This window comes from Pannonibacter phragmitetus DSM 14782 (assembly GCF_000382365.1).
Lineage (GTDB): Bacteria > Pseudomonadota > Alphaproteobacteria > Rhizobiales > Stappiaceae > Pannonibacter > Pannonibacter phragmitetus.
Genome location: NZ_KB908218.1, coordinates 169030 through 181818, shown reverse-complemented (window position 1 = coordinate 181818; position 12789 = coordinate 169030). Strand labels below are relative to the sequence as shown.

General features: G+C 62.3%; 14 protein-coding genes. 3 read left to right on the top strand and 11 right to left on the bottom strand.

Annotation, left to right across the window (positions count from 1 at the left end; all coding sequences use genetic code 11):
• Positions 1-33: 33 nt before the first annotated feature.
• From fabI to fabA, 3 genes are all read right to left on the bottom strand, one after another.
• The gene (fabI, locus tag H163_RS0109285) at positions 34-846 is read right to left on the bottom strand and encodes an enoyl-ACP reductase FabI (protein WP_019964299.1); all 813 of its coding nucleotides are present in this window, start codon (positions 844-846) and stop codon (positions 34-36) included.
• Between the two features lie 78 nt (positions 847-924).
• A complete protein-coding gene (gene fabB / locus H163_RS0109280) occupies positions 925-2139 on the bottom strand; it encodes a beta-ketoacyl-ACP synthase I (protein ID WP_026355664.1) in 1215 nt (404 codons plus the stop codon).
• Positions 2140-2250: 111 nt separating this feature from the next.
• Positions 2251-2757, bottom strand: coding sequence for a 3-hydroxyacyl-[acyl-carrier-protein] dehydratase FabA (gene fabA, locus H163_RS0109275; RefSeq protein WP_026355663.1), 507 nt, complete (start codon positions 2755-2757; stop codon positions 2251-2253).
• A gap of 500 nt (positions 2758-3257) precedes the next feature.
• Here fabA and irrA point away from each other — a divergent pair, with 500 nt between their 5' ends.
• Positions 3258-3698 (top strand): iron response transcriptional regulator IrrA, encoded by a 441-nt coding sequence (irrA, locus tag H163_RS0109270; RefSeq protein WP_019964296.1) that lies wholly within the window; start codon positions 3258-3260, stop codon positions 3696-3698.
• Positions 3699-3702: 4 nt separating this feature from the next.
• Here the strand turns inward: irrA and H163_RS22570 are convergent, their stop codons facing one another.
• Both H163_RS22570 and nth read right to left on the bottom strand, forming a co-directional pair.
• Entirely contained in the window at positions 3703-4239 is a 537-nt protein-coding gene (locus H163_RS22570; RefSeq protein WP_019964295.1) for a GNAT family N-acetyltransferase, read from the bottom strand.
• The gene (gene nth / locus H163_RS22565; RefSeq protein ID WP_019964294.1) at positions 4236-5078 is read right to left on the bottom strand and encodes an endonuclease III; all 843 of its coding nucleotides are present in this window, start codon (positions 5076-5078) and stop codon (positions 4236-4238) included. The genes H163_RS22570 and nth overlap by 4 nt, the downstream gene beginning before the upstream one ends.
• A gap of 22 nt (positions 5079-5100) precedes the next feature.
• Here nth and H163_RS0109255 point away from each other — a divergent pair, with 22 nt between their 5' ends.
• Positions 5101-5640 carry a DUF2244 domain-containing protein gene (locus H163_RS0109255; protein WP_019964293.1) on the top strand — a complete coding sequence of 180 codons (540 nt, stop codon included), beginning with the start codon at positions 5101-5103 and terminating at the stop codon, positions 5638-5640.
• Between the two features lie 90 nt (positions 5641-5730).
• A complete protein-coding gene (locus H163_RS0109250) occupies positions 5731-6375 on the top strand; it encodes a DUF2799 domain-containing protein (RefSeq protein WP_019964292.1) in 645 nt (214 codons plus the stop codon).
• A gap of 15 nt (positions 6376-6390) precedes the next feature.
• On the opposite strand, the gene H163_RS0109245 is transcribed toward H163_RS0109250, so the two are convergent.
• The 6 genes from H163_RS0109245 to H163_RS0109220 all read right to left on the bottom strand — a co-directional run bounded on the left by H163_RS0109245 (position 6391) and on the right by H163_RS0109220 (position 12732).
• Positions 6391-7563 (bottom strand): MFS transporter, encoded by a 1173-nt coding sequence (locus H163_RS0109245; RefSeq protein WP_040678515.1) that lies wholly within the window; start codon positions 7561-7563, stop codon positions 6391-6393.
• Between the two features lie 197 nt (positions 7564-7760).
• The gene (locus H163_RS0109240) at positions 7761-9044 is read right to left on the bottom strand and encodes a TRAP transporter large permease (protein WP_019964290.1); all 1284 of its coding nucleotides are present in this window, start codon (positions 9042-9044) and stop codon (positions 7761-7763) included.
• Positions 9041-9571 carry a TRAP transporter small permease gene (locus H163_RS0109235; protein WP_019964289.1) on the bottom strand — a complete coding sequence of 177 codons (531 nt, stop codon included), beginning with the start codon at positions 9569-9571 and terminating at the stop codon, positions 9041-9043. Before H163_RS0109235 ends, H163_RS0109240 begins: the two co-directional genes overlap by 4 nt.
• A 5-nt stretch (positions 9572-9576) precedes the next feature.
• Entirely contained in the window at positions 9577-10563 is a 987-nt protein-coding gene (gene dctP / locus H163_RS0109230; protein ID WP_208975359.1) for a TRAP transporter substrate-binding protein DctP, read from the bottom strand.
• A 37-nt stretch (positions 10564-10600) separates the two neighbouring features.
• Entirely contained in the window at positions 10601-11548 is a 948-nt protein-coding gene (locus tag H163_RS0109225) for a hydroxymethylglutaryl-CoA lyase (RefSeq protein ID WP_019964287.1), read from the bottom strand.
• Entirely contained in the window at positions 11545-12732 is a 1188-nt protein-coding gene (locus H163_RS0109220; RefSeq protein WP_019964286.1) for a CaiB/BaiF CoA transferase family protein, read from the bottom strand. The genes H163_RS0109225 and H163_RS0109220 overlap by 4 nt, the downstream gene beginning before the upstream one ends.
• Positions 12733-12789 lie beyond the last annotated feature (57 nt).

The window sequence follows — 12789 nt, the reverse complement described above, 5'->3', positions numbered from 1 at the left end:
AGACTGTTTCACGTGAATCCTGTGACAGGACGATCAGTCGTCGCTGCGGTCCTGACGCTTCAGCTCGTCGAGACGCGGCATGGAGACGATGTTGTAGCCGCTGTCGACGAAGTGGATCTCGCCGGTCACGCCGCCGGAAAGTTCGGACAGAAGATAGAGGCCCGAGCCGCCGATCTCGTCCAGCGTCACGGTGCGGGCCAGCGGCGAATGGCGCTTCTGGAAATTGTACATCAGGCGCGAATCCGAGATGACCGAACCGGCGAGCGTGCGCACGGGGCCGGCGGAAATCGCGTTGATGCGAATACCCTGCTCGCCATAGTCCATCGCCAGGTAGCGCACGGAGGATTCCAGTGCCGCCTTGGCAACGCCCATGACGTTGTAGTTCGGCATGACGCGGGTGGAGCCGCCATAGGTCAGCGTCACCACGGAACCGCCGTCCGGCATGATGGCTGCTGCACGCTTCACGATTTCGGTGAAGGAGAAGCAGGAAATCAGCAGTGCCTTGCTGAAATTGTCACGGCTGGTGTCCGCATAGCGGCCGCGCAGCTCGGTCTTGTCCGCATAAGCAATGGCATGAACGAGGAAATCGATCTTGCCCCACTTTTCCTTCAGCACATCAAAGACGTTGTCGACGGAAGCAATGTCTTCCACGTCGCAGGGCAGCAGGATGCTGGAGCCGATGGACTCGGCCAGTGGCTTGATGCGCTTTCCGAAAGCCTCACCCTGATAGGTGAAGGCCATCTCGGCGCCATGTGCGGCAAGGGTCTTGGCAATGCCCCATGCAATGGAGTGGTCATTGGCGACACCCATGACAAGCCCGCGCTTGCCCTTCATCAGCCCTTCCATAAAAAACTCCTGTCGGACTGCTCATGAGGCGGCCGGAAGGCTTCTCGAAAGCCCCCGGCGCGCCGGCAATCAATCTGTTTAAGCGTATCGTTTGAAAACCACGGAGGCGTTGGTGCCGCCAAAACCGAAGCCGTTGGACAGAACGCAATCAAGCTTGGCGTTGTCGACGCGCTCGCGCACGATCGGCATATCCGCGAAGGCGGGATCAATGGTTTCGATATGGGCCGAGGCCGCGATGAAATTGTGCTGCATCATCAGGATCGAATAGATCGCTTCATGCACGCCTGCCGCTCCCAGGGAGTGGCCCGAAAGGGCCTTGGTGGCGGAAATCTGCGGGATCTTGTCGCCGAACACGGCACGGATCGCCTCGATCTCCTTGATGTCACCCACCGGCGTGGAAGTGGCATGCGGATTGAGGTAGTCCACCGGCAGGTCCACGGTGGACAGGGCAAGGCGCATGCAGCGCTCGGCGCCCTCACCCGAGGGAGCCACCATGTCGTAACCGTCAGAGGTTGCGCCATAACCCACGATCTCGGCATAGATCTTGGCACCGCGCGCCTTGGCGTGCTCAAGCTCTTCCAGAACCAGCACACCGGCACCGCCGGCAATGACGAAACCGTCGCGGTTGGCGTCATAGGGGCGCGAGGCGGTGGACGGTGTCTCGTTGTACTTGGACGACATGGCGCCCATGGCGTCGAACAGGGAGGAGAGCGTCCAGTCCAGTTCCTCGCCGCCGCCGGCAAAGACGATGTCCTGCTTGCCCCACTGGATCAGCTCGGCCGCATTGCCGATGCAGATGTTGGTGGTGGCGCAGGCTGCGGAGATGGAATAGTTCACGCCGCGGATCTTGAACGGGGTGGCCAGCGTCGCCGAGTTGGTCGACGACATGGCTTTGGGCACAGCCGTCGGTCCGATGCGCTTCGGGCCTTTCGTGCGGGTGATATCCGCCGCTTCCACGATGGCAGAGGTGGACGGGCCGCCAGAGCCCATGATGATGCCGGTGCGCTCGTTGGAAACGTCGCTGTCCTCAAGGCCTGCATCGGCAATCGCCTGCTGCATGGCGATGTAGTTCCAGGCGGCGCCCTGACCCATGAAACGGGTGGTGCGGCGGTCCAGCGCCTCGAAGGGGTTGAGCTTCGGAGCGCCGTGCACCTGGCAGCGGAAGCCGAGATCGGCGTATTCCTGCGCCTTGACGATGCCGGAACGGCCCGCCTGCAGGCTCTCCAGAACCTCCTGAGCCGTGTCGCCAATCGAGGACACGATACCCATGCCGGTAACAACCACCCGCCTCATCGCGGTCTCCTGTCTTTCCAGGCTGCCCATGCGCGCGGCGGCGCGGCAGCAAACTCATTCGTCAGATGTTGGATGGGCGCGGGCAAGCCGCACCCATGGGCTGATATGGTATCAGGTCTTGGCGAGGCCAACCCGCAGGTCGGTCGCCTTGTAGATCTGCTCGCCATCGGCCTTCAGCCAGCCATCCGCGATGCCGAGCACGAGCTTGCCCTTCATGATGCGCTTGAAATCGACGCCATACTCGACCTTCTTGACCGACGGCGTGACCATGCCCTTGAACTTCACCTCGCCGGTGGACAGGGCCATGCCCTTGCCCTCGAGGCCAAGCCAGCCAAGGTAGAAACCGGTCAGCTGCCACAGGGCATCAAGGCCGAGGCAGCCCGGCATCACCGGATTGCCCTGGAAGTGGCAGGGGAAGAACCACAGGTCCGGATTGATGTCGAATTCGGCGCGCGCAAAGCCCTTGTCAAACTCGCCGCCGGTCTCGGAAAGCTCCGTGATCCGGTCGAACATCAGCATGGGCGGCAGCGGCAGCTGCGCGTTGCCGGGTCCGAACAATTCCCCGCGTGCACAGGCAAGGAGGTCTTCATATTCGTAGCTCGAGCGCCGTTCGGTCATTCCGTTCCCGTTTATCTTCTTGTTTGCCCGCCCGCTGAGGCTTGCATTTTCTGCCGCATGGGCAGGCGGTTCTGCAGTCATGTGTTCGAGGCCTTCCTAACACAGCAGGTGCAGCTTCGAAAGATCACCAAACGCACAAGAGAGCCGAAAGCGCGGCCTGAAGGCAAGGATATCGCTGCGTCATTTGCGGCTGGTGCCTTTCCAGAGGGCCCGGTGCGGTCCGCGGCGGGCCTGACCGGAGCATGGACAGCCACTTTTGTGGCCTGCCGGAGCCGTCTCATCACGCTGCCGGGAGGACATTTGACCGGCAATTCAAGGAAAAACTTGCATTCGCGGTCCAAGAAATGGCAAAATTGAATTGTTGATATGAAAAAGTCCCCTACAAAGGGCCATAGAGACCATCAGGACAGGCCTTCAAAGCACCGCGCTGCGAATGCCTATGAATAGCACTAGGTTCCGCCGCTGAGGCTGGCCGACGAGACAGAGATCCAAAGTCAGACATGACCGCGCCCGATCACGCCGACCACCACCACAGCCATGATGTGACTGAAATGCTGCGCGATTCCGGGCTGCGCCCGACGCGTCAGCGTGTCGCTCTTGCTGAATTGCTCTATTCCAAGGGCCACCGCCACATCTCTGCGGAAATCCTGCATGAGGAGGCGGTCCGCGCTTCCGTGCCGGTGTCGCTGGCCACGGTCTACAACACCCTGCACCAGTTCACCGAAGCCGGGCTGCTGCGGGAAGTTGCCATTGACGGCACCAAGACCTATTTCGACACCAACGTCCATGATCACCATCACTTCTTCGTGGAAGGTGAGAACCGGGTCGTTGACATTCCGCATGATGGCATCGGCATCGGCCGTGTTCCCCAGGCCCCCGAGGGCATGGAGATCGTGCGTATCGACGTGGTGGTGCGCGTGCGTCCGAAAGGCGCAGCCTGATCTTTCAGGCCGCGCGCTCCCAGCTTTTCCTGTCCAGGCAATGCAGCAGTTGCGGCCGTCCCGGCGCGTTCGGCAGGCGGTAATCCTGCACGGCCACATCAAAGCCGAGGCGGGCCAGCAGGCTGTTTGACGCCCCGTTTTGCGGGCTGGTGATGGCGAGAATGCGCGGCAGGGCCAGCGTTCCAAAGCCATAGGCAAGTACGGCCCGGGAGGCCGCCAGGGCGTGTCCCTGTCCGCGCGCCTCCGGCAGCAGGGCATAGCCGAGATCCGGCAGATCCAGATTGTCGCGCCTGGTCAGCCCCGCCATGCCCAGATCCATGCCGCTGGCCTTGTCCGAAATCACCCAGAAACCCAAACCGCCGCGCCGGTAGGCCGGGCGGATGGCGCTGCGGATGTAATTTCGCGCATCCTCGATCCGCTTCACACCCCTGTCGCCGATGTGTTCGATGAACGCGGCATCGTTCATCAGCCGCATGAGGAACTCAGCGTCGGAAAGCTCGAACGGACGGAAGGAAAGCTGCGGACAGTCCGGGACTTTCATGATGCCGCAAGTGCCCCTGCCTGTATCCCGGCCTGTGCTTCTGCCCCGGCCTGTCTTGCGGCAATCTCCGCCGCCGTGCGCAGCGCAATGTCCGGCACCGCATCCATCGGCACCTTCTCATGGCTCTTGCACAGGTCATAGATCAGGCAGCGCGCGCATTCCGGCTTGCGGGCCTTGCAGATGTAACGGCCATGCAGGATCAGCCAGTGATGGGCGTGCAGCCCATATTCGGCCGGCACGATCTTCTCCATCGCCAGTTCCACCGCCAGCGGCGTTTTGCCGGGAGCAATGCCGATGCGGTTGCCCAGGCGGAACAGATGCGTGTCCACCGCAATGGTCGGATGGCCAAAGGCCATGTTCAGCACCACATTCGCCGTCTTTCGGCCAACGCCGGGCAGCGCCTCCAGCGCCTCGCGGCTTTCCGGAACCTCGCCGCCGTGATCACGCAGCAGCTGTTCGCACAAGGCGATGACATTCTTCGCCTTGGTCTTGAACAGGCCGATGGTGCGGATCTCCTCGCGCACCCGGTCCTCGCCCAGCGCCAGCATCTTCTCCGGCGTATCGGCGATACGGAAAAGGGTCTTCGTCGCCCGGTTCACGCCCACGTCCGTCGCCTGCGCGGACAAGACCACGGCAACCAGAAGCGTGAAGGCATTCACATGATCCAGTTCGCCCTTGGGCTCCGGATTTTCGGTGTGGAACCGGTCGAAGATCGCGTGGATTTCGGCCTTCGAGTAGCGGGGCGCGGCCTTCTTGCGCCGCGCCGGAGCGGGCGCTTTCGCCGCCGCAGCAGCGGTCTTGCCCTTTTTTGGTGCTTTTGTGATCTTTGCTTGCGTCATGCATCCTCTATAAAGCTTTCTCATGAGCGGCACCAAGAGCAATCCTGACGGTCCTGATGACGCGGCGCTGGCGCCGGGCGAGCGTCCGCTCTTTGCTGCCGTGCTGACGCCGCACCGCTCGCTGGGGCCGAAGGGTTTTCTGGTGCTGATGCTGGCCACGGGGGCGGTCTGTTTCGCCGCCGGGCTTTTGTTCCTCTCCATCGGCGCATGGCCGGTCTTCGGTTTCTTCGGGCTGGATGTGCTGCTGGTCTGGGTGGCTTTCCGGCTGAACTATGCGGCGGCCAACCGCTGCGAGGAAGTGACGGTCAGTGCGCACGAGATTGTCGTCCGCAAGATCGGGCCGGGCCGTCAGCGGCAGGAATACCGTTTTAACCCGTTCTGGGTGCGGCTTTCGATGACGCGGCTTGAAGATGAAGGCGTCACCCGGATTACCTTGAGCGCACGCGGTGACACCATAGGCATCGGCGACTTCCTCAATCCGCCGGACCGGACAAGCTTTGCCACTGCCTTTGCCGCAGCCATTGCCGATGCCAAGGCGGGGCGTATCCCGGCCATTTCCTGATATTTGACCCATAATTTGCCGGAAACCGGACTTCCGGTTCTCACCGGCAAGGCGTATCACTCTGGTCTGGGCATCTAGGGGAGGCATTGCATGAAATTCTGGCTGGGGGCCGCTGCGGCCATGGGCATTGCGCTGCTTTTGGGCGGCTGCGACACGGTTTCAAAGGAACAGTGTCAGGCCGGGGACTGGCGCGCGCTGGGCCGGGCTGATGCTGCGTCCGGCCATGCGGCCAATCGCATCTCCAAGGTGGCGGAAGACTGCGGCCAATATGGCATTTCCCCTGATCCGGCGGCCTACCAGTCCGGCTGGCAGGAGGGTGTGCAGATTTATTGCACTCCGCTCAATGGTTTCAACATTGGCCGGCAGGGCGACAGCAAGGGGGACATCTGCCCGCCTGCTCTGGCCGGTCAGTTTGAATATGCCTATCAGCTCGGCAACCGCATCTATTCCGCCCGGCGGGAGGTCGAAAATGTCGAATCCCGCCTGCGGTATCTGGAATCCTCTACAGACAGCGCCCGCTTCGACCTGTCACGGCTCGATTGCGGCTCCGGCAGTCCCGAAGAGCGCAACGCCTGCCGCCAGAAGGCAGACCGCCTCCGCGACCGGATCAGCGATGGCCGGTTCGATATCCAGGACCTGCGTTTCCGTCTGATGCAGCGGCAGGGCGAATATGCGGCAACGGAAGCGGCCGTCAACGCCGAGGCCCGGCGTCTCATTTCCGGTTACGGCGGCTGAGGCAGCACCGGCGCTTCAGGTCGCGCTGCGCGGCGGTCGCAGCTGGCTGAGGGCCACCAGCACGGCAAGGCCGCTGCCGGCTGCCACGAAGACAACGGTCCGGAAATCAAAGGCGCTGGCAATCAGGCCCATCGAAACCGAGCCGATGAAGGAGCCGAGAAACAGCCCGTTCATGTAGAGCGCGGTGGCCCGTCCCGGCTTGTCCGGGGCATAGCTCTGCACGAAGGAAATCGCGACCCCGGCGAAAAGGCCATAGTAAAGCCCCTCTATGGCCGAGAGGATCACCACATGCAGCACGCTGCTGATCTGGGTGAACAGCAGGAAGGTGACCACAGCGAGCAGCGAAGCGCCGTAGAGCACTGTCCTTGAGCCGAAGCGCGCGGCAATGCGTGCGGCAAGGAAGATTGCGATCACCTCGACGATGCACTTGAAAGACAGTGACAGGCCGGGCGTATAGCCGGGCAAGCCCACTTCCTTGACATAATAGAGCGGCATCGCGGCGGTGAAGAGCACATTGCCAACGGCAAAAAGCGTACAGGTGAAAGCCGCCAGCAGGATGGGCCAGTCGATGCCCTCCAGCCCAGCTGCGCCGCGCTGGCGCTGCGGCGCGCGGAAGTCCCCAGGCACGCCTAGATGCCACAGCACAAGCCAGATCACCGCAAAGCCTGCCGAAATCAGATAGGCCACCCGGAAGCCGGCAAGATCAAATAGAATGAAGGTCATGGACGGCCCGATGACCCAAGCTAGCGACACCACCATGCGCAGCCAGGCGTTATACTCGGCAATATCAAGGCCGGTCCGCTCCGCATAGAGGCGGCCATAGGTGAATTCGGTCGAGGTCGCGCCATTGGCCACCGCCATGATCGGCGCACCGGCAAGCACCAGCACCAGAAAATCCGGAATGGCCGCAAGCAGCAGGGCCATCGCCATATAGGCCAGGATTGAGATCAGCAGCAGCGGCTTCACCGCCACCGCGCCATCCAGCTTTTCACCAAAGGTCCGGTTCACCACCATGGTCAGCGGCGCCACGAGCCCGGTGTAGAGGCCGATCTGCCAGGGCTCCTGCTTCAAGCCCTCGACGATGAAATAGCCCATCGCCGGAATGAGCGAAGAGGTGCACAGCGCGCCGAAAAAGACGAGCAGCAGAATGAGGACTGCCTGACGGGGCAGCTGCAGGACGAAAGACATGAGATGGTCCGGGCCGGACAGACCGGCAAGGGCAAGGCGCAGCACACGGTCTGCACCCTGAATGGAGGGACCACCAGAATAAGACGATTTGACGGCTCTGCGCCAGCCCCTTCCACAGGTGCTGTCCGGCACTGGCCGCAGGACGCGGCCAGTGCCATGGATCTTCTTCATCACGGCAGAAACGGGAAAGTCTCCGCCTAGCTCCCAAAGCCGGATTGCTGCGGCAGCCAGAGCGCCAGCTGCGGAAACAGCCAGACGATGAAGAGACCTAAGATCAGGATGCCGACATAGGGCGCAGCACCGCGCATGATCTGGATCAGCGGTGCGCCCGTGATCCCCTTGAGGACAAAAAGATTCATGCCGACTGGCGGCGTGATCAGGGCCAGTTCGAGGTTGATCATCAGCATGATGCCGTACCAGATCGGGTCAATACCGAGGGCGGTCATTGCAGGCAGGATGATCGGTGTCGTGATCAGGATGATGGCAATCGTCTCGAGGAACATGCCCAGGATGAAGATCGCGATCATGACGGCCAGAATGAAGCCGGTCTGCGACAGTTCGAGCGCAGCCACGGTTTCCATCACCTCAGCCGGCAGCCGGATGATGGTGATCGCATGACCGAACATGCCGGCAGCCGCGATGATCATGAACAGCATGGCGCAGGTGCGCATGGTCTCCCACACGCATTCGCCAAGATCGCGGAGCGACACGTTCCGGTAGACGAGGACAGCGACGAGCAGCGCATAGACGGCCCCCACGGCTGCCGCTTCTGCGGCGGTGAAGATGCCGAAATAGATGCCGCCCAGAATAACCGGTGGCATCATGACTGCCCAGATCGACTTCCAGAAGGCAGCAAGGACCGCGCGCGTCCCTGGCCAGTCCTGCGTCTGCGTCTCGCCATGGGCGTTTGCCTGAATCCAGGAAAAGACTGCAAAGAAGATCGCGATCAGCAGGCCGGGCAAAATGCCGGCGAGGAACAGACCGCCGATCGAGGCATTGGTGACGACGGCATAAAGGATCATCGGGCTTGATGGCGGGATCAGGATGCCCAGCGTGCCGCCGGCTGCGATGATTCCGTAGGTATCGCGCGGGCGGTAGCCGAAACGCTGCATCTGCGGGATGGCGGTGGTGCCGATGGTGAGCGCGGTGGCCACGGACGAACCCGAAATCGTGGCAAAGATCGTGCAGCAGAGGATCGTTGCAAAGCCGAGCCCGCCCTTGACGTGGCCGACCAGCTTGTTCGACATCTCGTAGAGATCATCGACGACCTTCGCCTTGATCATCACATGCGCCATGAAGGCGAACATCGGGATTGTGGCGAGCAGGGGATTGTTGAGGGATGCAAAGACCGTGTCGGCCATCGCCCAGACCTTGCCCTCGAAAACCCAGAGAATGGCGAGCGAGGTGAGACCGAGAGCGGCAAAGATCGGCATGCCGGTCAGAAGCAGGACGATCAGCGAGCCCAGGATGACGAGGGTCATGTCCTGCCTCCACGCAGGAGAATGAAGAGGCGCGCGAGGCACACCAGCGAGATCAGGACGCCGCCAGCGATCATCGCCGATTGCGGAATCCACATGGGCAGTTCGAGATAGCCGGGTGAATAGGCGCCGAAACGGCGCGAGAACGATACCGTGTGCCAGGCGGTCACCAGCAGCGCAGCCGAAAAGACCAGCACCGAAAGCTCTGCCCAGACATCAAGCCAGCGGCGCAGCCGGGGCGGGGCCTTGTCCAGGATCATGTCGATGCGGATATGATCCCCCCTGCGTGAGGCTTCCGCCGCACCGAACATGACGATAGCCACGACGAAAAAGCCGGTCGCTTCCTCGATACCGGCAATAGGCTGGCCAATCACGTATCGCATCCAGACGCCGGCGGCGGTGATCACCAGCACCACCAGGATCAGGACGGAGCTTACGAGACCTCCCGCGCCGGCAATCGCGGCGGCGAAGCGGTCTGCAGGTGAGGAAGAGGCGATTGCCCCTCCCTCCCTTTCAGCAGGACCCTTCATTGGCGCTACTGAATCTTTGCAATCAGCGCCAGAAGTTCACGGCCTTCCTCGCCGGTCTCGGCCGCAAAGCCCTCTTCAAATGCAGGCTGCATCGCCGCCCGGAAGGCTTCGTTCTCTTCGCTGGTGGCGATGTGGACGGTCACGCCCTTCTCCTCCAGCTGCTTCGGCGCATCGGCGGAAGCTTTCTCGGACGCTTCAATTGCCCAGATGGCAGCCTTCTTGCCCGCTTCGTCAATCGCTGTCTTCTGGGTGTCAGACAGGCCCTCATACCAGGATGGCGTCACGTAGCCGTGCAGATAGGCTGCGAGAACAGGCACCACCGTCATGTGGTCCTGCACTTCGTAGTAGCGGCGTGAATAGGCCGCTGCGACATCCGTCACCGCAGCATCGATCACGCCGGTTGCCAGCGCCTGATAGACCTCACTGCCGGGCAGCGACACGGTCGAGGCACCCATGGCTGTCAGGCCACGGTCGAATGCAGGCCCAAGCCCGCGCATCTTCAGGCCTTTGAAATCGTCGGGCTTCATCAGTGCCTTGCCCTTGGACGTGAAGACGCTGACATTGGTCTGGAACATCCATGCGATGTTCTTCACGCCCTTGTCGAGGAGCTTGCCTTCAAGATAGGCCGCAGCTTCCGAGTCCGGCCACTTCTTCCAGGCCTCGATGGAGGACATAGTGTAGGGGCCAATCGTGACGTTCATCAGGGGCAGGGTCTTGCCCCACTGGAAGTTCAGCGAGAAGGCGCATTCAATCTCGCCCCGCGCAACGGCAAGAATGTTGTCATTCGCCTTCACGAGGCTGTCAGCCCCGAAAACCTGCACGTCGATCTCGCCGTTGGACAGGGTTTCCACTTCTGCCGCCCATCGATCGACGACTTCAGCGATGTGGTGGCCCGGCGGCAGCTGATGGCTGCAGCGCATCAGTTCCGCAGCACTTGCTGCGCTTGTCATGGCTGTTGCTGCGAACAGCGTTGCAAGGAATGTTCTGGTCATCATCGTTTCCTCCCGGTTTGACCTGTTTATCTCAGGCTTACATTGCCCCTGCTCCGGCGGCATGGGGCAGCCCTGCGCGGGCCAGCTGGCCGTGCAGCGTTTCTAAAGGCATTTCCCGTTCAAGAATCTCCCGGACCCCGATCAGCTTCCCGAGGTCGATGCCCGTGGCAAAACCCTTGGATTCACACAGGAAAACTAGATCTTCAAACACGGCGTTGCCGGTGGCGCCGGGCGCAAAGGGGCAGCCTCCCAGCCCCCCGAGCGACCCGTCGAGAATACGGCAGCCTGCATCGAGAGCCGCCGACGCATTGGCCATGGCCATGCCGCGGGTGTCGTGCAGATGGATCGCAACTTCGCGGCCCCCTGCAATGCTGCGCGTACGCTTGACCAATGCCGCCACCTGATCCGGTCCGGCAAAGCCGACCGTATCGGCCAGCCCGGCAATATCGGCACCAGCCTCGAACAGCGCCCCGGCAAGGCCAGCCACCTCTTCCGGATCGACCGCCCCCGTGATCGAACAGCCGAAGGCCATGGCAATGCCGGCATTGACCAGTGGCCGGTGGCGGCTTTGATCGCGCAGCGCGCAAATCCGCTTCACATGGGCAATGGCTTCGGCGCGGCTGCGGCGGGTGTTGGCCTGCGAATGCGCTTCGGTTGCCGAGACAACGCACATGATCTCGTCAACCCCGGCTGCCAGCGCATCATCCGCGCCCCGGTCATTGAGGACGAGACCAACCGCATGGGCGCCGGGCAGGGCCTTCACTGCAGCCAGCACCTCCTGCACATCGGCAAACTGCGGGAAGCGTGAGGCCGGCAGGAAGGAGCCAACCTCGAAATTGCGCACGCCCGCCGCGTACTCACGGTTGATCCATTCGATCTTGGCCGCCGTCGAAGGATAGGACTTCACGAGCTGCAACCCGTCGCGCAGCCCGACTTCCCGCAGCACCACCTGCCCGGCAGGATAGACATCGCGCAGCCGCGTCATGCTGCCCGCTCCTTTGCCTTGCCGCGGGCGGCGATGATCTCTGCCGCATCCAGGCCGAGCCCGGCCAGAACCGTCTCCGTATCCTGCCCAACCCTTTGCAGGTCGCCGCCACCGGTCAGCATTTCGCCATCCACCTCGAACGGCAGGGACGGAGCGCGGAAGGTCGAGCCGTCCGGCATGCGGGATGTGGCAAGCCCGCCCGGTCGCATCACATGCGGATCGTCATACATGTCGGCAGGCTTGGCGATCGGCGAATAGGGGATGCCTAGCGCCTCGAATTGCCTGCCGAGACTTTCCGCATCATGGGTGGCGATGGCGCTGGCAACGACGGGTATGGTCCAGCTGCGGGCGGTGATCTGGTCCATGCGCGTCTGCAGGCGAGGGTCGTCCAGCAGCTCCTGCAGACCCAGAAACGTGCAAAGCGTGGCCCACTGGCCCTCGGTCACGGCACCGACGAAAACCTGTTTTCCATCCGAAGTGTCGAAGATGTCATAGACGGGCCAGGAAAAATCCCGTTCCGGCATCGGTGGCGGTGACGTGCCTTCGAGTTCGAACTGGACCATGTGCTGGGCAACAAGCAGCAGGCAATTTTCGAACAGACCGATGCGCAGATTGCGGCCATTGCCGGTTTCCTTGCGCTCCAGCAGCGCAGCCAGAACCGAAAAGGCGCCAAAAAGCCCGCCCATGATGTCATTCGCCGAAGACCCGACCCGCAACGGGCGGCCAGACGGCCCGGTCATGTAGGCAAGGCCCGTCATCATCTGGACGACCTCATCCAGCGCCGTGCGGTCCTGATAGGGGCCGCGCAGGAAGCCCTTGTGCGAGGCAACGATCAGCCCGGGAAATTCGCGCCGCAGCATCTCGCCGTCCGCGCCCATTTTTGCCAGCGACTGGTCGCGGAAATTCTCAATGAAGACGTCGGCGCTGGACAGAAGCTTGCGGAGCGCGGCCTGTCCGCTCCCGCTGGCCAGATCAAGCTGGACCGACTTCTTGCCGCGATTGAAAAGCGGAAACATGGGGCGGCCCATACCGGACAGATAGCGGGTCTTGTCGCCCTCCGGCGGCTCGACCTTGATCACTTCGGCACCAAGAAAGCCAAGGAACATGCCGCAGGACGGCCCCATGATCATGTGGCTCATCTCGACGATGCGGATGCCTTCGAGCGGCTTGAACGGTTCCGTCACCTGCTATTCCTCCCAGTGCCTGGCGGCAGCACGGGAGCAAGTTAGCGCTCGACTCGG